Below are 23,962 nucleotides of genomic sequence, written 5' to 3'. Positions count from 1 at the left end.
GGCAAAAAGAGCGGAAGAGAGGGACCCATGTTTGAGTATCGCCTTAAGGCGATGCGAGTTTGGGTCCCGGCCGCTCTTTTTGTCTGCCGACGAGGGGGGGCGCCCCATCCGGCGCGCTTCTTTGCCTACTTTCTTGGCAAGACAAGAAAGTAGGTCGCCTCCCCGGAGGGGAGGTGAAACCGCCTTTGACTTTAAGCCTTTGAAGTTGCCTTTGACGTTAAGCAGTTGCAGACGCAATAGCAATCGCAATCGCAATCGCAGAATCAAATCACCCCATCCCTCCGCAACTCCCCAATCACCTCCCCCCCCACCCCCCAATCCCGCAACACCGCCTCACTATCCGCACCAGGCTCCACAGGCGCCAGAGGCACCCCCGCCGGCGTACGGCTGAAACGCGGCGCCGGCGCCGGCTGCATCACCCCATCGATCTCAAGAAACGTCTCGCGTGCCCGGTTATGCGGATGTTGCGGCGCCTCATCCCAGTCCAGGACCGGCGCAAAGCAGGCATCGCTGCCTTCCAGCAACTCGCACCACTGCGCCCGCGTGCGGGTGAGGAACAGCGCGGTCATGCGCGCCTTCAACTCGGGCCAGTGGCGCTTATCGAGTTGCTTGTCGAAGAGCGGATCGTCCAAGCCGCACCGCTCGCGCAGCAGCGCATAGAACTGCGGCTCGATAGCGCCCACCGCCACATACGTGCCGTCGGCGCACGCATAGGTGTCATAGAAATGGGCCGCGCCATCGAGCAGGTTGTCGCCGCGCTGGTTGTTCCAGCGCCCGGCCGCCTTGAATCCGTACATCATCGCGGACAGCAATGCGGTGCCGTCGGTCATCGCCGCATCCACCACCTGCCCCTTGCCCGAATTACGCGCCTCGTTGACCGCGCACATCACGCCAAACGCCAGCAGCATGCCGCCGCCGCCAAAGTCGCCGACGTAGTTGAGCGGCACCACGGGCGGCTGCCCCGGCCGGCCAATGGCATGCAGCGCGCCGCCGATGGCGATGTAGTTGATGTCATGGCCGGCTGCCTGAGCCAGCGGCCCGTGCTGGCCCCAGCCGGTCATGCGGCCGTACACGAGCGCCGGGTTGCGCGCCAGGCAAACGTCCGGGCCCAGCCCCAGGCGTTCCATCACGCCCGGGCGGAAGCCTTCGATCAGCACGTCAGCCTTGGCGATCAGGTCCAGCACGACCCCGGCCGCGCCGGGCTTGCGCAGGTCGATGGCCAGCGAGCGCCTGCCGCGCGCGGTCACGTCGCAGCGCGCCTTGCCCGCGCCGGTGGCCGGCGCCTCGCCGGGCTGGGCCGGGCGGGGCCGGTCGATCCGGATCACCTCGGCGCCCTGGTCGGCCAGCATCATCGCGCAAAAGGGCGCAGGGCCGATCCCAACCATTTCCACCACTTTCAGTCCCGCCAACGGTCCCGCCATGTCCTGTCTCCGGTTGTCTGCTCCTTCAGGCGGAGCGTCTAGCCGGTCAGTTTGCCACGGACGCCAGGGGCCGGAATCGTCAATACCGACGAATCCGCGCGGGGCCGCTTAAGCCAGGGACGCCGCGGCGAAGGCCGGCGGCGTCGCGGCAAGCGCCTCGCGCAGCGCCTGGGCAGTGCGTTCGCCCAGGTCGCCGGGCACGGGCTGGCCGCTTTCCGCCAGCGCCTGGGCCACGCTGACCACCTTGTCGGCCCGGTAATGGCGCCCGCTGCCGATGGCGGCCTCGAAGTCGTTGGCGCGCTGGTTGATCTCCTCCGGATCGGCGCTGACCAGCAGGACTGCGTGGGCCAGCACAACGTGCAGGCTGGCGTCCCCGGCGCCCGCCACGCGGCGCCAGTACTGCGCGGTGCCAGCGATCTTGCGGGCCAGTTCCGGGGAGCCCCAGGCTAGGTTGAAACGGCCATCGCAGAACGAGCCGTCCACGGCCTGCCAGTGCGTCCGCAGCCCCAGCTTGTTCAAGGCACCGGCCAGCACCTCGCACAAGTGCAGGTAGACCGGCTCGGCGCAGGTGCCGGCGCCGCCGCGCACGGGGTAAGCCAGGCTCAGGTTGAGGATGCCGGGGCCTTGCGGCACCAGCCCGCCGCCGGAGAGGCGCAGCCAGACCGGGCAGCCGCGCGCGGCAAAGTCGCTGCGCGCGGCGTCCAGTCGCGCATGGCGCAGATAGCTGCGCGGCACCACCAGCGAGACGGGCGCCTGCCACAGATGCGCCAGCCAGCGGCCGGCGGATGCCTGTTCCAGCAGCGCCTGTTCGGCGTGGAGGGGATCAGGGTCGGCCGGATCGGGATCGAGGGTTTCAAATCGCATGGCATGGCCGGTAAGCGCCGGGGCGGGATGCGCGTAACCGGGCCGCGGTGCGGCCCGGTGCCGGTCAGTGGAAGGTGAAGCCACCGTCGACGTTGACCGACTGCCCGGTCACATTGTCCATGGTCGCGAAGAACAGCGCCATCCTGCCCATGTCTTCCGGCGTCTGGGCCCGTCCTTGCGGGATCAGCGTGAGCTGGTGGCGGGCCCAGGAGTCTTCGACCGATTCGCCCTCGGCCTTCCATTCGTCGGACAGGCGGTCCCACATATAGGTGCGGACGATGCCGGGGCAGATGGCGTTGACGGTAATGCCGTCGCGGGCGACTTCCTTGGCCAGTGCGTTGGTGAAGCCAACCACGGCGAACTTCGAGGCGCTGTAGTGGGCGAGGTTGGGGAAACCTTCCTTGCCGGCGATCGAAGCGACGTTGATGATGCGGCCTCTGCCCTGGGCTTTCATGTGCTCCAGCGCGGCCTGGCAACCCAGGAAGGTGCCCTTGGCGTTGACGTCCATGACGAAGTCCCAGTCGCGTTCGCTTAGCGCTTCCACGGGGTGGATGCTGATGACGCCGGCGCAGTTGACCAGGATGTCGAAGCCGTCCAGATGGCCAAGTGCTTGCTTCACCATCGCGCGGTGCATCTCGGGTTTTGTCACGTCGACCTTGAGGGTGCTTACCCGACGGCCGAGCGCGCGCACCTCTTCCGCAGTTTCGCGCATGGCGTCTTCAAGCAGGTCGGCGATCAGGATGTCCGCACCGGCATGCGCCAGCGTCAGCACGATGCCGCGGCCGATGCCGCGTGCGCCGCCGGTGATTACGGCTACTTGTCCCTTCAGGGGTTCGTCCATGGGTGGTCTCCTTTGCGCGTTTTTTTTGATTGTCTTAAGTGCGTACGGCAATGAATTACGTCGCGCGACACGCCGGCTTTCTCCCCGCTCCCGCTTGCGGGAGCGGGGAGAAGAGCAGCGCGACTCCGCTTCGTCAGCCGCCGACATGCCGCTTGAGCAGCGCGTTGACTTCGTTGGCCTTCTCCATCTGGCTCATATGGCCCGCATCGTCGAACACCTTCACGGTGGCGCCGGCGGGTGCATTCTCCGCATGCGCCGCGGGAATGATCCGATCCTGCGCGCCCCAGATCACCAGCACCGGCTTGCCGCTATCGCCCAGCTTGCGGCCCGGCTGCTCGCTCTGCCGGCCGCCGCCGAACAGGCTCGCACCCAGGCTGCCCAGCGCCTCCGTCACGCCGTCTAGCCGCTTGTACTTCAGCAGGTCGTCCAGCATCTGGCGGCTGACCAGCCCCGCGTCGGCAAACAGCAACTCCACCACCGGCTTGAGATCGCGCCGCGACTGCGCGTTGACGAAGCCTTCGGTGTAGCCGCTGTTGACCTCATCGCCCATGCCGGCCGGCGATACCAGCGCCACCGAACGCACCCGTTGCGGCGCGTCCACCGCCAGCTGCGCGGCTACGCCGCCGCCCATCGAGTGGCCGACCAGGTGGGCCTGGTCGATATCCAGCGCGTCCATGAAGCGCGCGACGAATCCCGCCAGCGATGCCAGCGTGGTGCCCGGCAACTTCGGCGTGGACTGTCCGTGCCCCGGCAGGTCGAGCGCGATCACGGTGTGCGCTTCCGCCAGCGCGTCGAGGTTGAACAGCCAGTTGTCGAGGTCGCCGCCAAAGCCGTGGATGAAGAGCACCGTCTGCGCGCCCTCTCCCCGTTTTGCATAGCGCACGCGGATGCCTTCGACATCGATGAAGTGGTAGGCGTGAGCGGCCGCGTCTTCATCGTCTTCGTCGGCCGCCGGCGTCTCGTAGGCGGCGACAAAGGCGTCAATCTCCGCGTCGCTGACTTCGGGCGGGGCCAGTACGCCGAGCAGCGCCTTGACCGGCAGGATGTCGCCCACGGCGGCCACCTTGCGGCGCAGGGTGCCGGCGTCCGGCGCTTCCACCGCGTTGGCGATCTTGTCGGTTTCCACATCGAGGATCGGCATGCCTACCGAGATCTGCGCGCCCTCCTCCACCAACCAGTCGTTGATCGTGCCTTCTTTCATCGACAGGCCCCATTTGGGCATGACGATCGGGGTGATGTCGGCCATCAGTGTTTCCCTCCTTTCACGGTCTTGCGCGCGGCATCGGCGATCTGCGCCGCGCTGGGGATATACAGGTCTTCCAGCGCGGGCGAGAACGGCACCGGCGTGTGCGGCGGGCAGACCATCTCGATGCCGGCCTTGAGCGCGCCGAACGCGCGCTGCGCCACTTGCGCCGAAATGTCGGTGGCGATATTGCAGCGCGGGCTGGCTTCATCCACCACCACCAGGCGGCCGGTGTTTTCCACCGACTCCAGCACGGTGTCGATGTCCAGCGGCGAGAGCGTGCGCAGGTCCACGATCTCGGCTTCGATGCCTTCCTTGGCCAGCGTGGCCGCCGCTTCCAGCGCGCGATGCACCATCAGGCCGTAGGTGACGATGGAAACGTCTTTGCCGTCGCGCACGATATTGGCTTCGCCGAAGGGAATCGCATAGGAGTTCTCGGGCACCTCGCCTTCGAAGCCGTAGAGGTTCTTGTGCTCGCAGAAGATCACCGGGTCGTTGTCGCGGATCGCCTGGATCAGCAGGCCCTTGGTGTCGTACGGCGTGCTGGGGCATACCACCTTGAGGCCGGGGATATGCGTGAACAGCGGCGTCAGCATCTGGCTGTGCTGGGCCGCCGCGCGAAAGCCCGCGCCGACCATGGCGCGGATCACCACCGGCGTCTCCGCCTTGCCGCCGAACATGTAGCGGAACTTGGCGGCCTGGTTGAAGATCTGGTCGAAGCAAACGCCCATGAAGTCGATGAACATCAGCTCGGCAATCGGCCGCATGCCGCAGGCGGCGGCGCCGATGGCCGCGCCCACATAGGCGGATTCGGACAGCGGCGTGTCGAGCAGCCTGTCGCCATGCTTGGCGTACAAGCCCTTGGTCACGCCGAGTACGCCACCCCAGGCGTCCTTCTCGCCGTCCGCGCCGGCGCCGCCGACGATATCCTCGCCGAGCATGATCACGCTCGGGTCACGGGTCATTTCCTGGTCGATCGCTTCGTTGATCGCCAGCTTCATGCTTAATTTGCGGGACATGGTGTGGTCTCCTGATCGTGCTTGCTGTCGTTATGCCGTTATGTCTTTACGTCTCGGGATAGCGGGCCGGGTGCGCGCTCAATAGCTGACGTACACGTCGGTCAGCAGGTCGGCGGGCGTCGGGAACGGCGCTGCCTTGGCCTGCTGCACCGCGTCCTCGATCAGCGCGGCAACCTGCTCGTCGATGGCCTTGAGCTCGTCCGGGGCGATGACGCCGGACTGGGTCACGGTCGCGGTGAACTTCTTCAGGCAGTCCTTGTTGGCACGGATGTCGTCGAGCTCGCCGGAGGCGCGATAGGTTTGCGCATCGCCCTCGAAGTGGCCATAGAAGCGCACCATCTTGCATTCGAGCAGGGCCGGGCCGCCGCCTTCGCGGGCGCGCTTGATGACTTCGCCCGCGGCCTCGTGCACCGCGAAGAAATCGGTGCCGTCCACGGTCACGCCGGGAATGCCGAAGCCGGCGGCGCGGTCCACGTAGCTGTCCACGGCGGTGCCGTAATCGCGCGCGGTGGATTCGGCGTAGCCGTTGTTCTCGATCACGAAGATCACCGGCAGGTTCCACACCGCGGCCAGGTTCAGGCTCTCCAGGAAGGTGCCCTGGTTGGATGCGCCATCGCCGGCGAAGGTGATGCCGATCTCTCCCTTGCCGCGGAACTTGGCTGCCAGCGCGGCGCCGCAGATCAGCGGCGCGCCCGCGCCCAGGATGCCGTTGGCGCCCATCATGCCCTTGGACAGATCGGCGATATGCATGGAGCCACCCTTGCCGTTGCAGGAGCCGCCCTTGCGCCCGTAGATCTCCTTCATCATCGCGACCGGATCCACGCCCTTGGCGATGCAGTGGCCGTGGCCCCGGTGCGTGCTGGCGATACGGTCGCCGTCGCCCAGGTGGTGCAGGATGCCGACCCCGGCGGCTTCCTCGCCGGCGTAGAGGTGGACGAAGCCCGGGATGTCGCCGCGCCCGAAGTCCACGTGCAGGCGTTCTTCGAAATCGCGGATGGTGCGCATCCTGCGATAGACGGCGAGCAGTTCCTGCTTGTCGAGGGGCAGCGTGTTCCCGGCGGCGCCGGATGAGTTGGCTGTCATGTCTGTCTCCTTCAAGGTTTTGTGGTGGCGGTAAAAAACTCGGTCAGTGGCTGGGGTGGAGGATGTTGCTGCTGCGATTGCGGTGGCGCGCGCCCGCTGCGCATCAGCCCCGCGGCGGCGGCGTAGCGCATGCAGGCGGCTACGTCGATGCTCACGAAGGCGCGCTCGCGCAGCGTCACGGTGACGGTGTCCTGCGGGCCGAACACCAGTTCGCGTTCGCCATCGAGCGCGACGATGCCGGCGCGCTGGCGCACGCGGTGCGGCACGCCGTCGGTCAGGCGCTCCCAGCCCGCGATGGGCACAGCGCGCAGCAGGCCCGGCGCAATCGGCGCGCGCAGCTCGAAGCGGCCCTCGCCGGGCGCGGCGAGTTCGATCGCCAGGCCGCCGGGCTCGTGCCGGCCCACCGGCTCAAGCAAGCCGCCGATGGCGGACAGGCCGATGGCCTGCGGATCGGCGAAGGACACGAAGACCGCGCCCAGCGTCTCGGTCTTCCACAAGGCGCGCGCGCCGATGAAGTGCTCGTGCGAAATCACGGCGTCGACCAGCGCGATGTCATGCCGCACCTCGCCCTCGCCGGCAATCGCAATGTCCAGCCGCTTGTTGCCGACCAGCGCATGCGCGGCGGGAATGCGGCCGCTGGCGAACAGGCCGGTGGCCAGGCCCGTGATGGTGGGCTCGCGCATTTCGGGGTAGGCGTTGTTGGTGCCGGTGGAGAGGCCGGCGATCGGCACGGCGCCGCATTCGCGCACCACCGCGCGGTGGGTGCCGTCGCCGCCGAGCACGATGATGGCGGCCACGCCGGCCTCGCGCATCATGCGTGCGGCCAGGAAGGTGTCGTCGACGCGCGCGGTGACGGGCATGTCGAGGTATTCCACCTCCGGCAGCGCGGCGTCCGGACCCTGGCGGCGCGACAGGTGGCGCGCCAGCAGCACGCGCATGCCTTCGCGGTCCGGCATCATCAGCACGCGGCCGACCCCGCAAGCCGACAGCGCGGCCAGCAGGCGCAGCACGATATTGACGCGATCGGCCAGTTGCAGCGTATTGGCGTTGGCGATCACGCGGCGGATATCGCGCGCGGAAATCGGATTGGCGATGATGCCGACCAGCGGCCGTGCGGCCAGCGCGTGCTCACCCATGCATGTCTCCTGTCGCCCTGGTTTTTTTCCAGGTTCCGACAGGCATATCGCAATGGGCGTGCCACCCCGCGAAAGCGGGTTCCGGCGGCAAGAAACACGGGATTACCCCGAGAAAAACAGGGCCGGACGGGGACGTTGCGGGGTGTACGCGGGCTGCGGCGTGACAGGTGTCACAGCATCAGTTGTACAGGTGGTGAACAGGTGTAGCGGGCGGCGATGGCACGCCGCGCCGCCCGCCTCAGTGGTGTCCCGCGTCGCGCTGGTTGGGCGACTCGATGCCGTAGCGCGCCATGCGGCGGTACAGCGTCATCCGGCTTACGCCGATCTGGCGTGCCACCGCGCTCAGGTTCCAGCCCGCCGCGCRCAGGTATTGCATCAGCAGCATCCCTTCCGGCGGCAGCAGGTGGGGGTCGAAACCGGGCGCCGGCAAGGCCGGGGCGGCTTCGGCCGCCGCGCCCGCGGGYGCCGTGCCGGGAAATACCGGCAGCAGATCTTGCCGCACCGGCATCTCGCCCAGGCCATCGGGCAGGTCCTCCGCCTCGATATGGCCGTCGTTGCAGACGGCGCGCGCGTACTCGAGCGCGTTGCGCAATTCGCGCAGGTTGCCGGGCCAGCGATGCGCCTGCAGCCGCGCGCGCGCCGCGGGCGACAGGCTCACGGCGGCCTGTTGCTCGGCGCCGCCGAGCATCTTGTCGACCATCCAGTCCAGGTCCGTACGTTCGCGCAGCGGCGGCAGCATCAGCCGCGCGCCGTTGAGCCGGTAGTACAGGTCCTCGCGGAAGCGGCCGCTGCTGACCAGTTGGTCCAGTGGATGATGGGTAGCGGAAATCACGCGCAGGTTGACCGGCACCGGGCGCGACGCGCCGATCGCCAGCACCTCGCCCTCGGCCAGCACGCGCAGCAGGCGCGACTGCAGCTCGCGCGGCATGTCGCCGATCTCGTCCAGAAAGAGTGTGCCGCCGTCGGCCTCCTGGATCAGCCCGCGCTTGGGGCGGGAGCCGGCACCGGAGAAGCTGTTGGGCAGGTGGCCAAACAGCTCGCTCTCGATCAGGGACTCCGGGATCGCCGCGCAATTCACCGCCACGAAAGGCCCGTGGCGGCGCGAACTGGACTGGTGCAAGGCCTTGGCGAGATATTCCTTGCCACTGCCGGTCTCGCCGTTGATCAGCAGGTTGATGGGCGAGTCGACCAGCTTGGCGGCGCGCAGCAATTGCTGCTGCAGTGCCGCATCGCCTCCGCACAGGGCGGCCAGCGGCGCCTGTAGCGGCGTGGTCCGCTCGGCGGTGTCGCGGGCGCGCTGCCAGCGCAAGGCCGGCGGCATCACGCTCAGGTAAAGCCGCCCGCCGCTGCGGGCCAGCGCCAGCGCGCGCTGCTCGCTCGGGCGCGAATGCACGAAGCGGCCCAGCTCATCGAGCCGCGCCTCGAACAGCGATTCGAACGGCATGCCCAGCACCGGCGCGCCGCCGGGCTGCACGCCCAGCTCGGCCTCCAGCATCTGCTGGGCGCGGCGGTTGTGGCCGACGATGCGGCCGCCTGCGTCAAGCGCCAGCAGGTATTCCGGATTGACGTCGACGAATTCCGGCGCGGCATTGAGCTTGAGGATCCAGTCCTCCCGGTGGCTGCGCACGAAGCTGGCGTTCTCGATGCGGGTGGCGTAGATGCGCACCATCTGCAGCGCCAGTCCCTGGCTGTCCTTGGCCTGCGGCGAGGTCAGCGCGGAGATGTCGAGGATGGCGCAGAGGCTGCCGTGCGAATCGAACAGGGGCGCCGCGGTGCAGGTCAGCGGGATATGCGTGGCATCGAAATGGTCGGCCTGGTGCACGGTCAGGGCCTGGCCGGTGGCCAGCGCGGTGCCCACCGCGCAGGTGCCGGCGCCGGCCTCGCTCCATTGCGCGCCCAGGTACAGCCCGGCGTGGCGCAGGGAGGCATCGGCGCTGGCGTCGCCCAGGTAATCCACCGTCACGCCCTGCGCATCGGTCAGCAGCACCACGTAGCCCATGCCGGCCACCTGGCTATACAGCGTCTGCAAGCCGTGGCGCGCGATCCGCGCGAAATCGTCGATACGTTGCTGGTGCTCGCGCAGCCGGGTCTGCGGCAGGATGCAGGCCTGCTGCATGCGCGCCGGGTCCAGGCCGTACTGGTGCACGCAGCGCCGCCACGAATTCTGGATGATGGTTTCGGGCGCGCGCAGCATCGGCGCGCCGGCGCGGGTGGTGAGCTGGACTACCGTGTCGATGTGCTCGCGTTGCCGCAGGTCCATCGTCGTCTCCTTGTCGTCTCCTGGCGCGCCGCCGTCCTGGCGGGAGCCAACTCCCGGCTCTGGCTTGCCTCTGTGCGCCGCAGTTGCGGCGCGGGCGGCCGGGAGTCCTAATGTATCCGACAGGGAGTGGCTTGGGCAAACCTCTTCATCCGAAGTGCGCCGGCGAGCGCTTGCGGCACCCTGCGGCGGACCAGCCGCGTGTTACGCAAGCTCAGCCGCAAAGCCGGTCCGCCAGCGCCGTCAGGCTGTCCACGACCACATCCCAGTCCGACTCGGCCGCACGATCCTTCGACTGGTTCGGCCCGTACTCCGTGGGCCGGTTGACATAGGCGGTGCGCATGCCGTGCGAGCGGCCATGCCGCAGGTCGTTGTTGTGCGCCGCTACCAGCATCACCTCGTGCGGCTGCAGGTCGAAGAAGGCAATCACGCCCTGATAGATCTCCGTCTCCGGCTTGTAGTGGCGCACGATGTCCGCGCTGAACACGGCGTCCCACGGCAGGCCTGCATACCTGGCCGTATCGACCAGGCAGGGCACGCTGCCGTTGGAGAAGGTGGAGATGATGTAGCGCTGCTTCAGCCGCGTCAGCCCGGGCACGGTATCGGGCCAGCCGGAGAGCCGGTGCCAGGCGCGGTTGAGGTAGTCCTTCTCCGCTTCGCTCAGGTCTTCGATGCCGAACTGGTCGAGCAGCGCGTCGAGCCGCTCGCGATGCAGCACGTCGATATTGGCCCAGGGCCGCTCGCCCTTGCGCACGCGATCCATGCCGGGCACATAGCCCGCGCGCCATGCGTCGGTGAAGGCAGTCCAGTCGGCATCGACGCCCTTCTTCTGCCCGAACGCGGTCAGGTCCGCGATCACGCTGGTGCGCCAGTCCACCACCGTGCCGAATACGTCGAACACCAGCGCCTTGACCGCGCGCAGGTCCGGCGCCGCGCCTTCGGCGCCGCTGGCGTGGCGCTTCCTGTTTTCATGCATCCCGTATCTCCTCCAGGGTAGCCGCGCTCAGGCGCTGGCCTGATCGAGCAGCGCGATATCGCCGGCGCTCAGTGGCAGGCGCGTGGCGGCGATCAGGTCGTCCAGTTGCGCCAGCGAAGTCGCGCTGGCGATCGGCGCGGTAATGCTGGGGCGCGCGATCTGCCAGGCCAGCGCCACTTGCGTCGGGTTGGTGGCGGTGCGCGCCGCTACCTCGTCCAGCGCCGCCAGGATACGCAGGCCGCGGGCATCGAGGTAGGCCTTGACGCGCTGGCCGCGCGCGCCGCTCTTGTCCAGGTCGGCCTCGGAGCGGTATTTGCCGCTAAGGAAGCCGCTGGCAAGCGCGTAATAGTTGAACACGCCCAGGCCTTCGCGCAACACCAGCGGTTCCAGTTCGCTCTCGTACTCGCTGCGCGTATAGAGGTTGTAGTGCGGTTGCAGGCTCTCGTAGCGCGGCAGGCCAAGGCGGCGGCTGGTTTCCAGCGCTTCCGCCAGGCGCGCGGCGCTGTAGTTGGATGCGCCGATGGCGCGCACCTTGCCGGCCTTGATCAGGCGGTCGTAGGCGTCCAGCGTTTCTTCCAGCGGCGTGTCCTGGTCGTCGGTATGCGACTGGTAGAGATCGATGTAGTCGGTCTGCAGCCGCTGCAGCGAGGCATCGACGGCGCGTTCTATATAGGCGCGCGACAGGCCCTTGCGGCCCTCGCCCATGTCCATGCCGACCTTGGTGGCCAGCACCACGCCGGCGCGCTTGCCGCTGCGCTTGAACCACTTGCCGAGGATGGCCTCGGACTCGCCGCCCTGGTTGCCGGGCACCCAGCGGGAGTACACGTCGGCCGTGTCGATGAAGTTGAGCCCGGCACCGACAAAGGCATCGAGCAACTTGAAAGAAGTGGCTTCATCGGCGCTCCAGCCGAAGACATTGCCGCCAAATGCCAGGGGTGAGACTTCCAGCCCGGACCTGCCCAATTTGCGCTTGGTGATGCTTGAGGTCATGCGTTCTGCTCCGTGGGTTGCATCGGACGGCCCGTGATCCGGGCGCGGCGAAAGGCACATTGTAGGCAGGGATCGAAAAGCCTGCCGGCTCGGAATCGAGAATCTCTTAAGGCACTTTTCAATCGGCCGTTCATCGGCCATTCAAGTCCTGCCGGCGACGAGTCGTTAACCGGCTGTGGCCAGGCTCCGCGCAGCGAGCGGAATCGTCCCCGCTGTGCCGCTCTGTCAACACCAAGGTCAGGCCGATGCCGCGCCGCCGGCGCGAAGGACTGCCCGTTCCCGGTAAGCATGATCATGAATCGAATCTCGTTGAACACCAAACTCTGGGCCGCGCTGGCGGCGATGTGGCTGGCCCTGCTAGCGCTGGGCACCTGGGGCGCCGTGCACACCCGCGCCACCATGATGGCCGAACGCCGCGAGAGCCTGCAGTCCCTGGTGGCCACCGCCGAAGGCATCATCAAGCTCTACGTGGACCGCGCCGCCAACGGCACCATGAGCCTTGAGGCCGCGCAGGCAGCGGCCAAGGACACGCTGCGCGTGATGCGCTTCGGCGACAAGGGCTACCTGTTCCTGCTCAACTCCAAGCCACAGGTGGTGCTCAACCCCGGCCTGCCGGATACGGAAGGCAAGATCGTGGGCGACTTCAAGGACCCCGACGGCAAGCCGGTCTACCAGAGCATCGTCGAGGCGGGCAAGGCGGGCGCGCGCGCCGGCGCCAGCCCCGATGACAGCTTCGTCACCTATCGCGGCCGCCTACCGGGCACCGAAACGCCCGCGCGCAAGCTGACCTATGTGCGCTACGTACCGGCCTGGGACTGGCATGTGGCGACCGGCGTGTTCCTCAAGGACATCGAAGGCACCTTCCGCGACAACCTGATCTCGGCGGCCATCAGCACCCTGCTGATCGGCGCGCTGGTGTCGGCATTCATGCTGGCCATCATCCGTACGGTGCGCAAGAGCCTGGGCGGCGAGCCGGCCTACGCGACCGAAGTGGTCACGCGCATTGCCGCGGGCGATTTCACCGTGCCGGTGCAGATCCGCGTCGGCGACAAGGACAGCCTGCTCGCGGCCATGCAGGGCATGCAGCAGCGCCTGTCCGGCACGCTGGGCGAGATCCGCGGCGCGGCGGATTCGATCGCCTCGGCCACGCAGCAGATTTCCGCGGGCAATACCGACCTGTCGCAACGCACCGAGGAACAAGCCTCGGCCCTGGAGCAAACCGCGTCGAGCATGGAAGAACTGACCGGCATCGTGCGCCAGAACGCGGACAATGCGCGCCAGGCCGCCTCGCTGGCGGTCAACGCCTCGGATATCGCCCAGCGCGGCGGCCAGGTGGTCAACCAGGTGGTGACCACCATGGGCGAGATCAACGGCGCCTCGCGCCAGATCGTCGACATCATCGGCGTGATCGAAGGCATCGCCTTCCAGACCAACATCCTGGCGCTGAACGCCGCCGTGGAAGCGGCACGCGCCGGCGAGCAAGGCCGCGGCTTTGCCGTGGTGGCGGGCGAGGTGCGCAGCCTGGCCCAGCGCTCGGCCACCGCCGCCAAGGAGATCAAGGGCCTGATCGACAACTCCGTGGCCCAGGTGGACAACGGCTCCGCGCTGGTCGCCAAGGCCGGCCAGACCATGGAAGACATCGTCGGCGCCGTCAAGCGCGTGACCGACATCATGGGCGAGATCAGCGCGGCATCGAACGAACAAAGCACCGGCATCGAACAGGTCGGCCAGGCCGTCAACCAGATGGACACGGTGACGCAGCAAAACGCCGCGCTGGTGGAACAGGCCGCAGCCGCGGCAGGCGCGCTGGCGGAACAGGCGCAGTCGATGATGCGTTCGGTGGCGTCGTTCAAGCTGGCGGCCTGAGGGCAACAGGCTACAAACCTGATCGTGCCGCCTCTCCACTCAGGGGGGAGAGAAAAAAGGCCCGCGCCATACCGGCAGCGGGCCTTTTCACATGCGGACAGCTCCGTTCAGAGCACGATCTTCGCCACCGGCTCCACCGCCCGCATGGCCTGCGCCGCGATCTCGAACGAGCGCAGGCGCGCCTCATGGTCATGGATCTGCGCCGTCAGCATCAACTCATCCGGCCGGAACTCCTCGATAAAGTTGCGCAAGCCATTGCGCACACCCTCCGGATCCCCCACCACCGAGCACGCCAGCGAGCGCCGGATATGCGTGGCCTCGGTCTCCGTCCACAGCAATTCGATATTGTCCACCGGAGGCCGGATCGGGCCCGGGCTGCCGCGCACCAGCGCCAGGAACTGCTGCTGCAGCGACGTGAACAGCCGCCGCGCCTGCGCGTCCGAATCCGCCGCGAACACATTGAGTCCCAGCATCACATGAGGCTTGGACAACTGCGCCGATGGCTGGAAAGTCTGGCGATACAGATCGACCGCCTGGCGCATGAAGCCCGGCGCGAAGTGCGAAGCAAAGGCAAAAGGCAGGCCCATCGCCGCCGATAGCTGCGCGCTGAACAGGCTCGACCCGAGCAGCCACAGCGGCACCTTCAGGCCCGCGCCGGGCACCGCGCGCAGGCGCTGGCCGGGGCGCGGATCGTCGAAGTACGCCTGCAGCTCTTCCACGTCCTGCGGGAAAGCATCGGCCGTGTCCTGCGTGGCGCTGCGGCGCAGCGCGCGGGCGGTGGACTGGTCGGTGCCGGGCGCGCGGCCCAGGCCAAGGTCGATGCGGCCGGGGAACAGCGATGCCAGCGTGCCGAACTGCTCGGCCACCACCAGCGGCGAATGATTGGGCAGCATGATGCCGCCCGAACCCACGCGGATGGTGGAAGTGCCGTTGGCCACATAGCCGATCAGCACCGCCGTGGCAGCACTGGCGATGCCCGGCATATTGTGATGCTCCGCCAGCCAGAAGCGGCGGTAGCCCAGGTGCTCGGCGTGCTGGGCGAGCGCGAGCGAATTGCGCATGGCCTGGCCGGCGTCGCCGCCTTCCACGATGGGCGAAAGGTCAAGCAGGGAGTAGGGAATCATGGCGAACGCCTGCCGGCGTGGCAATTTATTGAACGATCACTATGTTAATCACCACTGGCGCCGCTGGCAACGGAAAAATATAATGACCACTATGAAAAAGAGTGTTTCCGGTGCGGGCCGCGGGCGGCCCAGGCAATTCGATCGCGACGAGGCGCTGGGCCAGGCCCTGTCGCTGTTCTGGCGCTATGGCTATGGCTCCACATCGATCGCCGCCCTCACCGGGGCGATGGCGATCACCGCGCCCAGCCTGTACGCCGCCTTCGGCAGCAAGGAGCAGTTGTTCTACGAGGCGGTGGACCGTTATGCGGACACGCACGGCGCCCTGCTCTATGCGCCGCTGCAAGCCGCGGGCGGCGCGCGCGAAGCCGTGCAGGGGCTGCTGAGCGGCGCCGCCGCGCTGTTCAGCGCCAAGGGCAACCCCGCCGGCTGCTTCCTGATGAGCGGCACCAGCTGCTCGGCCGACTGCGCCTACATCGAAGACACGCTGCGCGAACGCCGCAGGGAAAAGGAGCAGGCCTTGCAGGCCTGCATCCAGCACGGCATCGCGCGCGGCGAACTGCCGGCCGGCACCGATACTGCCGCGCTGGCCAAGTTCTACAACACGGTGATGCAGGGGATGTCGATGCAGGCGCGTGACGGCGCGTCGCGCGCCGCGCTGGAGGCGGTTGCGGCCACCGCGATGCTGGCATGGCCGGCAGGCCCGGCCAAGGCGCCGAAAGCCGCGAAGACCGCGAAGCCGCGCGAAACACAAACCACGTAGCGCCCCCGATCGGCGTATCAGGCCGCCGGCTCCGGCCGGCGCCACAACCACGCCAGCACGCACGCCATGCAGGCAATCGCCCCGTAGGCCAGCCACGGGCGATGCGTGCCGAACAGCAGCACGGCGCTGCAGACGCTCATCGCCACCGTGGCGCTCCACTTGGCGCGGCGGCTGACCATGCGGCCGTTGTGCCAGTTGTAGAGCATGGGGCCGAACACGCGGTGGCCGAGCAGCCAGGCATGCAGCCGCGGCGATCCCTTGGCCGCGGCCCAGGCGGACAGCAGCACGAACTCCGTACTAGGCAGGCCGGGCACGAACAGCCCGAGAATGGCAACGCCCAGGCTGAGYAGCGCCAGCCCGGTCAGCAGCAGCCGGGCCGCGCGGGTGCGCGCCAGCCGCAGCGGCGGATCGCCCGCAGGCGATCCGCCTGACCGGGACGCCGGGACGGCTTCGCGCGCGCAGGCTGCGTCGGCATCATCCAAGATGGTTCACCGCGGATGGAAACGGCGTTGCAGCATGTCGAGATTCTCCCGGTTCTGGCAATTCTGGCGATTCTGGCAACAGGCAAGGGTGGCCACATTGTCCGCGCCGCCAGGCCGGGCGGCAAGGCCCGGACGGTGACGGCGGCCTCCCCGTGCGGGTGCCGCGCGGCCTGGCGCCTTATATGCAAAGCCGAATTCCTTCGTTGGGCGCGAGGCGCGGCACGCATATGGTAATGGTTTGGCGGCCAGGCGCTGCCGTACTTGCGAAGGAGCCCAGAGATGACCGCTGCCGTACTGGACCAGACAGAGGACGCAACCCGATCCCGAGACCCGGACGTCCCCCTCACCGTACACCCGCTGTCGGCCCATATCGGCGCGCGCATCGATGGCGTGGACCTGCGCGCGCCGCTGCCGGCAGCGGAGGTCGCCGCGATCCGGGCCGCGTTGCTGAAGTGGAAAGTGGTGTTTTTCCGCGACCAGCATCTGTCGCACGAGCAACATATCGCCTTCGCCAAGCAGTTCGGCGCGCCGACCATCGGGCATCCCGTGTTCGGCCACGTGGATGGTTTTCCCGAGCTGTACTCGGTGGGCAAGCACCGCAAGGCCAACCGCTTCGAGGGCCAGGCGGTGCAACGTCCGTGGACCGGCTGGCACACCGATGTGACGGCGGCCGTCAACCCGCCCGCCGCGTCCATCCTGCGCGGCGTGGTGATTCCGCCGTATGGCGGCGATACGCAATGGACCAACCTGGTAGCCGCCTACCAGGCGTTGTCCGAGCCGCTGCGCCGTATCGTGGACGGACTGCGCGGCGTGCACCGCTTCACGCCGCCGGCGGGCGCCAGCGCCACCGACGAGTTCGCGCGCGCGGTCAGGAGCCGCGCGCTGGTCAGCGAGCATCCGCTGGTGCGCGTGCATCCCGAGACCGGCGAGCGCGCGCTATACGTCAGCCCGAGCTTCCTCAAGCACCTGTCGGGCTTCGCGCCGCGCGAAAGCCAGCAACTRCTGGAACTGCTGTGGGAACACGTGGTGCGTCCCGAGTTCACGGTGCGCTTCAAATGGGAACCGGGCAGCATCGCGTTCTGGGACAACCGCGCTACCGCGCACCTCGCGCCCGCGGACATCTTCGACCTCGACTTCGACCGGCAGCTCTATCGCATCACGCTGGTGGGCGATGTGCCGGTGGGCGTGGACGGCAGGCCCTCCAGCGCGCTGGAGGGCGATCCGGTGCTGGCGGCGCATGGGGCGGCGTCGTAGCGAGAAAAATCGCGCCGCGCGCGGCCACGCTCGGTATACTCGGAGGCACGTTTATCTCATGCCCGCAGACCGCCCATCGTGTCCAATTCCTCCGCGCGCAAGACCGCCGCGCAAAAATCCGCCGCCGACTACGATTTCACCGAGCAAGTCGGGCACCTGCTGCGGCGCGCCTACCAGCGCCATGTGGCGATCTTCCAGCAGACCATTGCCGATTCGCAACTGACCGCCGCGCAGTTCGTGGTGATGTGCGCGGTCAACGAACGCGGCTCGTGCTCGCTCAGCGAGATCGTGAGGGCCACCGCCATCGACCAGGCCACCGTGCGCGGCATCATCGAGCGCCTCAAGGCGCGCGAACTGGTGGCGGTCTCGCACGACACCAATGACCGCCGCAAGGTGGTGATCACGGTGACGCCGGCCGGCCACGCGCTGATCGAGGAAACGGTGCCGTTCGCGCACCGCATCTCCGAGCAGACCTTTGGCGACCTCAATCCCGCGGAACGGGTGGCGATTACCTATCTGCTGCGGAAAATGAGCGAGTTCGACGATCGCGGCGGCACGCCGGACGGCGAGCCGGAATAAGGCGCCGATACGCGCCTCAGGCAGGCTGGCCCAGCTCGCCGGCCAGCGCGGCAAGCACCACCTCCGGCGTGAACGGCGCACGCCGCAGCCGCACCCCGGTGGCATCGAACAGCGCGTTGGCAATGGCCGGCGCGCCCGGCAGCGATGCCGATTCGCCGGCGCCCATCGGCGCTTCCTCCTGGCGCGGCATCAGCACCACTTCGATGCGCGGCAGCTCGGGAAACGTCAGCAGCGGATAGCTGCCCCACTCGCGGCTGGCCACGCCGGCGGCATCGAAACGCACCTGCTCCTTGAGCACGCGGCCAAGCGCCTGCACCACGTTGCCCTGCACCTGGTGGCGCACGCCGTCGGGGTTCACCATCATCCCCGTGTCCTGCGCCACCACCAGGCGCTCCACTGTCACAAGCCCCGTATCGGGCGCTACCGCCAGGTCCACCACCCAGGCCGCCCACGCGGCGCCAAAGCCCGGGAATTTGCTGTGGATATAGCGGGCGTAGGCCACGCCGCGCCCGCGCAGCAGCCCATCGGCGCCGGGCTTGCCACGCGAGCCGCGCGCGCCCTCTTGCCAGCCGGCGTGCGCCGCCAGCGCACGCAGCAGATCGGCGGCGCGCTCGTCGGGCAGGTGGCGCAGGCGGAAGGCCAGCGGATCGGCGCCGCTCTCGTGCGCCAGTTCGTCGATGAAGGATTCGTGCGCGAACACGTTGGGCAGGGCCGAGACGCCGCGCAGCCACGAGGCGCGCACGATCGCGGGCGTATCGTCGCAGCCGATGCGCGTGTTCGCGTATTGGTAGGGTGGCACCGCGGTGCGGTCGCCCATCTGCAGCGTGCGCGGCGCGTTACCGACGATGCCGGTGAGCAACAGCGCCAGCGTGGGCGCATCGTTGGACGGATAGCGGCTGACGAAATCGTAGGCGAGCAGTTCGCCGCCGGGGCCGATGGCGCCGCGCACGTCCATCAGTTGCGCCGCGCCCTTGGGCTCCCACAAATGTTCCTGCTCGCGCGTGAGCTGCACGCGCACCGGCCGCCCCACCGCGCGCGACAGCAGCACCGCATCGGCGCAGACGTCGTCGGCGCAATTACGCCCGTAGCAGCCGGCGGCTTCCATCCGCACGATCTCGATGCAGCCTTCGTCCAGGCCCGTCAGCCGCGCCAGGTCGATGCGCAGCACATGGGGATTCTGCGTGCCCGACCACACCGTGAGGCCGTCTTCGCGGTAGTCGGCCACGGCGCAGGAGGGACCGATCGAGGCGTGCATCTGGTAAGGCCACGCATAGCCGCGCGACAGCACCCGGCCCGCGCCGCGCGCGGCGTCGAACGCCGCCTGCGCATCGCCGTCGTCCACCAGGGTGCGGCGCGTCGCGGGATTGGCGCGCAGCGCGGCCTCCGCGTCGCCCGGTTCGTTCAGCGCGGGCAGCGGCGGCACCGGCTTCCAGTCCACCCGCAGGCGCCGCGCGGCCTGCATGGCCTGCTCCTCGCGCTGCGCCACCACGCCGACGAAATCACCCTGCACTACCACGTCGACCACGCCGCGTACGTCATGGATCGATGCACGGTCGACGCCGCGCAGGCTGGTGCCGACAAAGTCGCCGCAATCGCGGCCAGCGTATGGCGGACGCACCACGCGGCCATGCAGCATGCCAGGCACGCGCACGTCGTGCACGAAGGTGAGCTGCGCGGTGGCCTTGGCGGGAATATCCACGCGCGCGGCGGCGCGCCCCACCACGCGGTATTCGCTGACGGGCTTGGTGGCGATGTCGTCGGCCAGCGGCAACTCGATATGCTCGCCGGCCAGCAGTTCGCCGTACGTCAGGCAATCGCCCTGCCCGCCGCGCAAGCGCAGGCGGCCGTCTTCCGCGTCCAGCGCTTCGGGCGGCACGCCGAGCCGCGCGGCGGCGCGCCCGCGCAGCCAGGCCATGGCCTGCGCCGCCGCGCGCCGCAGCGGCAGTGCCGAGATCTGGATGGTGGCACTGGCGATGGTGGGTCCCTGGTTGGGCGTCAGCTGGGTATGGCCCAGCGTCATCGCCACGCGCGCCGCCGGCACCTCCAGTTCCTCGGCCACGATCTGCGCCAGCGAGGTGCGGATGCCGGTGCCCAGGTCGACGTGGCCGTTGAAGGCCAGGATCTCGCCGTTGTCCCGCAGCGCCACGAAGATGTCCGGTTGCGCCGCGACATAGTCGGAAGCCGCGCCGGGCTGGCCGGGCGCGGGCCGGGGTGCCGCTTGCGGCGCCCGCGTCACCAGCAGGACGCCGCGCGCCTGCAGCAGGGCGTCGCGCAGCGCGCCGGGAGACATCGGTGCCGATGCGGGGAGAGACGCGGACTCGGGTCCGGTGGCGGGGGTCGTTTCCATTCGTTCCATGTCTCGGATGGGGCATGCGGGCAGGCCGCCGGATTCCGGCTCCGCCCGCCGTGGCCGTTATACTGCCAGCCTTGAACAGCAAGTTGTATCAAACTTATGAGCACCCCGACCGCTAAGAAAAGCGCGGCAGCCGGAACCCGGGCCCGGCAAGCTCAGGACACCCGAGCCAAGATCCTCAAGGCAGCCATCAAGGTCTTCGCCCTGCGCGGCTACGAAGGCGGGCGCGTGGAGAAAATCTCCTCGCTGGCCAAGACCTACGACCGCATGATCTATTACTACTTCGGCAGCAAGGAAAAGCTCTTTGTCGAAGTCCTCGAAACCATCTACCTCCAGCTCAACGAGGCCGAGCAGGCGCTCCAGCTCGATACCGGGGACCCGGTGCGCGCGCTGACCCAGCTGATCGACTTCGTCTGGGGCTACTACCTGGACCATCCGGAGTTCGTCGCCATCCTGTCCAGCGAGAACATGAGCCAGGGCAAGCACGCCAAGAAATCGAGCCGGCTCAGGGAGATCTCCAGCTACGCGCTGTCCGTGCTGGACGGCATCCTGGAGCGCGGCAAGGCCGCCGGCCTGTTCCAGCCCGATGTGCAGGCGCGCGATATCTACCTGGTGATCGCTTCGCTGGGGTACTTCTACAACTCGAACCATCATACGCTCAGTGCCTTCCTTGACGAGCCCATGATGAGCAAGCCGGCGCTGGAGCACTGGCGCAATGTGATCCAGCGCACGGTGCTGAGCACGGTCTGCGTGGCGCCTCCCGCCATCGGCCCGGCGGCGGACGCCGCCGCGCGCAAGAAGCCGGCGCGCGCCAGGCGCGCGTAACCCTGGCAGCCGGCGGTCGGCGCGCATCGCCGGATGACCTTCTCAGGCCGCCGCCCGGGCGAGCATCGCCAGGGCTTCGTCGCGCGGCATCACCGTGGCGTATTTCTGCGCCATGTCGAACAGGTTGGCATCGTGCGGCCCGATTGCGCGGTCGCCCACGCAATCGGACAACACCAGCGGCCGGAAGCCCAGCGACATGGCATCGACCACGCTGGCCCGCACGCAGCCGCTGGTGACGCAACCCGCCACCAATAGCGTGCGCACGCCGCGCTGGGTCAGCCACGCCGCCAGCGAGGTACCGAAAAAGGCGGATGGCACCGTCTTGCGCACCACCAGCTCGCCAGCACGCGGCGCCAGTTGCGGCACGATCGCGCTGTTGTGGCTGGCCTCCTTCAGCCCCAGCATGCCGGGCACCTTGAGCGTGAAGATGTTGTGGTCGCTGTCGTCGTCGGCGAACACGATGCGGCTGTGCGCCACCGGCCAGCCCTGCTCGCGCGCCGTGGCCAGCAGCGGCCCGGTGTTGGCGATGGCCTCGGGGATATTGCCGCCGCCGAAGACTTCCGGATTGGCAAAGCCGTTGACGAAATCGATGATCAGCAGGCCGTAGGGCGCCTTGGGTTCCAGGGTGGCGCCGAAGCCCTGGCGCTCGTAGGTCTTGACTTCGTCATGCATGAATGGCTCCCTTGGCCCTTTGTTGCTGCACTTGCTGCACTTGCTGCACTTGCTGAACCTGCTGCGCCTGCTGGTACTCGCTGTCCAGCACCTTGCCCTTCTCGACCACCGCCTCGCCGTCCAGCCGCACGGTGCAATGCCGCACCGGGATATCGATATGGCACGCCGTGGTGCGGCTGCCACCGGCCTCGTTGTTGGGGCCGAAGGAGCAGAGGAAGTTGCCCTCGAACGCGCGCGCGTCCATGCCGATGGTGGCCTCGCGGTCGTACATGGCGAGAGTGGACCAGCGCGCGCGCGGCTGCAGGCCCCAGCCGATATGCGACATGGCGTAGGCCTCGGGGTCGTTGAACGAGGCCATGTAGTCGCTCAGCAGCTCGGCGTCCAGGCCGCCTTCGATGCGGGTGACGTAGCCGTTCTCCAGCGTGATGCCGATGGGCTCCTGCACATAGGATTTCATCGGCAACAGGATGTCGCCGCGATCGAGCACGATGCGCCCGTTGGTGCCGCCTTCGTCCGGCCAGGTCAGCACAAAGCCGCTTGGCCAGTGATCCCAACGGCCGGGCTCGTCGACGAAACCGTACTCGCTGATGGCGGGAAACTCGCCGAGCGAGCAACGCAGGTCGGTGCCGGCGTCCGACACGATATGCATCTCCCGCGCGCGCGCCAGCCGCGCCGTGGCCGCTTTCACGCGGGTGCGGTCGCCTTCCGTGGGCACCAGCCGCACCAGCACTTCGGGCGGCTCCACCGCCAGCAGGATCTTGGTGCCGCCGGAGAGGATGTCGTGCTGTTCCGGCGAGAACAGCAGCGTCATCAGGTCCAGCACCAGGTCGCTGGCTTTGAGCGCGGCGATGGCGGCCGGGTTGCCGGTGAGCGGCGTGGTGCCGAGATAGGCCAGCGCGTCGCGGCTGAGCGCCTTGTCGCCGTTGACGGGCGGCAGGTCCAGCCGGTTGACGATGGCGCCCATCGCGGTGGCCGCCATCTGCGCCGTGCGCAGCGTTTGCGGATGCGTGGCGGCGCCGGTCAGCACCGTGACCGTCTGGCCCGGCTCCAGTTTTGACAGTGTGAGCACCTGGCGCCAGGCCTGGGTCAGGTCGTGATCGCTTACTGGCATGTGTTCTCCTTTCTGGTGAAGCCGGCGGATCAGGCTGCGGCCTGGTCCCGCAGCAGCGGCGCGCCGAGGAAATCGCCGAAGGCGCGGTAGAAGCCGGCCTCGTCGTCCCACGGGATCATATGGCCCGCATCCGGCACGCGGGCAACCTGCACCGCGGGCAGCAGGCCGCGAATCTCTTCGATGTCTTCCGCGCGGATCACATCGCCGCGCCCGGCCACCATCAGCAGCGTGGGCACCTGCACCGATGGCATGTCGGCATGCACATCGTCGCGATGGAAGTCCTCGAAGCTCGTCACGATGGCGCGCTCGTCGCAGGTGTGCAGCCACTCGGCGCGCAGGCGAAGCTGCTCTTCCGTCCACGTGGGGCAGAAGCGGCGCATGCCCTCGGCGTCGATACCTTGCCGCGCCAGGCGGATCGAATCCACATACCAGGGCAATTGCGACGGATAGGCACGGCGGCCCGGGCCCGACACGGGCGGATCCACCATCACCAGCCGCGTCAGCCCGGCGGGATTGCCGCGCGCGGCGCGGATGCCGATGCGCGCGCCCATCGAATGGCCGACGATGGCGTAGCGCGCCAGGCCCAGCGCCTGCGCGAACCCCGTCACGTCCGCGGCTTGCGCATCCAGGCTGTAGTCCAGCGCATCGCCCGCCTCGGACAAGCCGCGCCCGCGCACATCCAGGATGTAGGTATCGAAGTGCTTGCCGAACTGTTCGCCGACAAAGCCCCAGGTCACGGCCGGGCTGGTGATGCCGGGCACGATCACCACGGCGTCGCGCCCCTGGCGCGCGCCAGTGGCGCCGCCGTAGCGCAGGTAGTGCTGGCGGATGCCGTTGGCGAACACATTGCCGCCGTAGAGAAACTCGCTCATTGCTGACTCCTTTGTCGAACTAGCCTGACTAGCCGCATTAGCCGAAGACGGTTTAGTAGGCACCCGACAGCAGCGCGCCGGCGCCGGGCACGACCGGCTCCAGGTCGAGCTGCTTGAGGATGGCGTAGGTGGTGGCGATGGCCGCGGTGATCACGGGCTTGCCGGTCATCGCTTCCACCTTGGCCACGGCCGGCAACGAAGGCATCTGCACGCAGGCCGACAGCACGATGGCGT

General features: G+C 68.3%; 21 protein-coding genes and 1 pseudogene. 5 read left to right on the top strand and 17 right to left on the bottom strand.

Annotated features, from left to right (window positions below; all coding sequences use genetic code 11):
- Positions 1–263: 263 nt before the first annotated feature.
- The 10 genes from AC1DN0_RS33830 to AC1DN0_RS33785 all read right to left on the bottom strand — a co-directional run bounded on the left by AC1DN0_RS33830 (position 264) and on the right by AC1DN0_RS33785 (position 11,830).
- Entirely contained in the window at positions 264–1,421 is a 1,158-nt protein-coding gene (locus tag AC1DN0_RS33830; protein ID WP_477103482.1) for a CaiB/BaiF CoA transferase family protein, read from the bottom strand.
- Positions 1,422–1,529: 108 nt separating this feature from the next.
- Positions 1,530–2,285 carry a lipoyl protein ligase domain-containing protein gene (locus AC1DN0_RS33825; protein WP_441635905.1) on the bottom strand — a complete coding sequence of 252 codons (756 nt, stop codon included), beginning with the start codon at positions 2,283–2,285 and terminating at the stop codon, positions 1,530–1,532.
- Between the two features lie 64 nt (positions 2,286–2,349).
- The gene (locus AC1DN0_RS33820; RefSeq protein ID WP_441635903.1) at positions 2,350–3,126 is read right to left on the bottom strand and encodes an SDR family NAD(P)-dependent oxidoreductase; all 777 of its coding nucleotides are present in this window, start codon (positions 3,124–3,126) and stop codon (positions 2,350–2,352) included.
- Between the two features lie 133 nt (positions 3,127–3,259).
- The gene (locus AC1DN0_RS33815; RefSeq protein WP_441635901.1) at positions 3,260–4,372 is read right to left on the bottom strand and encodes an acetoin dehydrogenase dihydrolipoyllysine-residue acetyltransferase subunit; all 1,113 of its coding nucleotides are present in this window, start codon (positions 4,370–4,372) and stop codon (positions 3,260–3,262) included.
- Complete coding sequence (locus AC1DN0_RS33810; RefSeq protein ID WP_035866741.1) at positions 4,372–5,388, bottom strand: alpha-ketoacid dehydrogenase subunit beta; 1,017 nt, start codon at positions 5,386–5,388, stop codon at positions 4,372–4,374. The genes AC1DN0_RS33815 and AC1DN0_RS33810 overlap by 1 nt, the downstream gene beginning before the upstream one ends.
- Before the next feature lie 78 nt (positions 5,389–5,466).
- Positions 5,467–6,471: a thiamine pyrophosphate-dependent dehydrogenase E1 component subunit alpha gene (locus AC1DN0_RS33805; protein ID WP_441635899.1), complete on the bottom strand. Its 1,005-nt coding sequence runs from the start codon at positions 6,469–6,471 to the stop codon at positions 5,467–5,469.
- A gap of 11 nt (positions 6,472–6,482) precedes the next feature.
- Entirely contained in the window at positions 6,483–7,607 is a 1,125-nt protein-coding gene (locus AC1DN0_RS33800) for an ATP-NAD kinase family protein (RefSeq protein WP_441635897.1), read from the bottom strand.
- A gap of 238 nt (positions 7,608–7,845) precedes the next feature.
- Complete coding sequence (locus tag AC1DN0_RS33795) at positions 7,846–9,867, bottom strand: sigma-54-dependent Fis family transcriptional regulator (RefSeq protein WP_477146337.1); 2,022 nt, start codon at positions 9,865–9,867, stop codon at positions 7,846–7,848.
- A gap of 211 nt (positions 9,868–10,078) precedes the next feature.
- Positions 10,079–10,840: a haloacid dehalogenase type II gene (locus AC1DN0_RS33790; protein WP_441635893.1), complete on the bottom strand. Its 762-nt coding sequence runs from the start codon at positions 10,838–10,840 to the stop codon at positions 10,079–10,081.
- A gap of 27 nt (positions 10,841–10,867) precedes the next feature.
- On the bottom strand, positions 10,868–11,830 hold the full coding sequence (locus AC1DN0_RS33785; RefSeq protein ID WP_441635891.1) for an aldo/keto reductase: 963 nt from the start codon (positions 11,828–11,830) through the stop codon (positions 10,868–10,870).
- Positions 11,831–12,124: 294 nt separating this feature from the next.
- Between AC1DN0_RS33785 and AC1DN0_RS33780 the strand changes: the two genes are divergently transcribed.
- Positions 12,125–13,696: a methyl-accepting chemotaxis protein gene (locus AC1DN0_RS33780; RefSeq protein ID WP_477103487.1), complete on the top strand. Its 1,572-nt coding sequence runs from the start codon at positions 12,125–12,127 to the stop codon at positions 13,694–13,696.
- Between the two features lie 107 nt (positions 13,697–13,803).
- Here AC1DN0_RS33780 and AC1DN0_RS33775 read toward each other — a convergent pair whose 3' ends face one another.
- Positions 13,804–14,820, bottom strand: coding sequence for an LLM class flavin-dependent oxidoreductase (locus AC1DN0_RS33775; RefSeq protein WP_441635887.1), 1,017 nt, complete (start codon positions 14,818–14,820; stop codon positions 13,804–13,806).
- Positions 14,821–14,902: 82 nt separating this feature from the next.
- Here AC1DN0_RS33775 and AC1DN0_RS33770 point away from each other — a divergent pair, with 82 nt between their 5' ends.
- The gene (locus tag AC1DN0_RS33770) at positions 14,903–15,580 is read left to right on the top strand and encodes a TetR/AcrR family transcriptional regulator (RefSeq protein WP_441635885.1); all 678 of its coding nucleotides are present in this window, start codon (positions 14,903–14,905) and stop codon (positions 15,578–15,580) included.
- Between the two features lie 17 nt (positions 15,581–15,597).
- Here the strand turns inward: AC1DN0_RS33770 and AC1DN0_RS33765 are convergent, their stop codons facing one another.
- Positions 15,598–16,062 carry a YbaN family protein gene (locus AC1DN0_RS33765; RefSeq protein WP_441635883.1) on the bottom strand — a complete coding sequence of 155 codons (465 nt, stop codon included), beginning with the start codon at positions 16,060–16,062 and terminating at the stop codon, positions 15,598–15,600.
- Between the two features lie 279 nt (positions 16,063–16,341).
- On the opposite strand from AC1DN0_RS33765, the gene AC1DN0_RS33760 reads away from it, so the two are divergent.
- Both AC1DN0_RS33760 and AC1DN0_RS33755 read left to right on the top strand, forming a co-directional pair.
- Positions 16,342–17,316 carry a TauD/TfdA dioxygenase family protein gene (locus AC1DN0_RS33760; RefSeq protein ID WP_441635881.1) on the top strand — a complete coding sequence of 325 codons (975 nt, stop codon included), beginning with the start codon at positions 16,342–16,344 and terminating at the stop codon, positions 17,314–17,316.
- 78 nt (positions 17,317–17,394) lie between these two features.
- The gene (locus AC1DN0_RS33755; protein ID WP_441635879.1) at positions 17,395–17,895 is read left to right on the top strand and encodes a MarR family winged helix-turn-helix transcriptional regulator; all 501 of its coding nucleotides are present in this window, start codon (positions 17,395–17,397) and stop codon (positions 17,893–17,895) included.
- Positions 17,896–17,911: 16 nt separating this feature from the next.
- Here AC1DN0_RS33755 and AC1DN0_RS33750 read toward each other — a convergent pair whose 3' ends face one another.
- The gene (locus AC1DN0_RS33750) at positions 17,912–20,185 is read right to left on the bottom strand and encodes a xanthine dehydrogenase family protein molybdopterin-binding subunit (RefSeq protein WP_477111131.1); all 2,274 of its coding nucleotides are present in this window, start codon (positions 20,183–20,185) and stop codon (positions 17,912–17,914) included.
- 162 nt (positions 20,186–20,347) lie between these two features.
- On the opposite strand from AC1DN0_RS33750, the gene AC1DN0_RS33745 reads away from it, so the two are divergent.
- Positions 20,348–21,073: a TetR/AcrR family transcriptional regulator gene (locus AC1DN0_RS33745; RefSeq protein WP_035866764.1), complete on the top strand. Its 726-nt coding sequence runs from the start codon at positions 20,348–20,350 to the stop codon at positions 21,071–21,073.
- Between the two features lie 42 nt (positions 21,074–21,115).
- Here AC1DN0_RS33745 and AC1DN0_RS33740 read toward each other — a convergent pair whose 3' ends face one another.
- The 4 genes and pseudogenes from AC1DN0_RS33740 to AC1DN0_RS33725 form a co-directional block, all read right to left on the bottom strand.
- Positions 21,116–21,745: an N-carbamoylsarcosine amidohydrolase gene (locus AC1DN0_RS33740; protein ID WP_045238944.1), complete on the bottom strand. Its 630-nt coding sequence runs from the start codon at positions 21,743–21,745 to the stop codon at positions 21,116–21,118.
- Positions 21,738–22,856, bottom strand: a complete 1,119-nt coding sequence (locus AC1DN0_RS33735; RefSeq protein ID WP_441637558.1) for a 2,5-dihydroxypyridine 5,6-dioxygenase NicX family protein — start codon at positions 22,854–22,856, stop codon at positions 21,738–21,740. The genes AC1DN0_RS33740 and AC1DN0_RS33735 overlap by 8 nt, the downstream gene beginning before the upstream one ends.
- Before the next feature lie 29 nt (positions 22,857–22,885).
- The gene (locus tag AC1DN0_RS33730) at positions 22,886–23,728 is read right to left on the bottom strand and encodes an alpha/beta fold hydrolase (protein WP_441637560.1); all 843 of its coding nucleotides are present in this window, start codon (positions 23,726–23,728) and stop codon (positions 22,886–22,888) included.
- A gap of 52 nt (positions 23,729–23,780) precedes the next feature.
- Positions 23,781–23,962, bottom strand: a pseudogene (locus AC1DN0_RS33725) (Asp/Glu racemase); the annotation flags it as partial.

This window comes from Cupriavidus sp. 05N39, assembly GCF_056397325.1.
The sequence above is the reverse complement of the archived record's forward strand: the minus strand, read 5'-3'. Positions and strand labels throughout refer to the sequence as shown.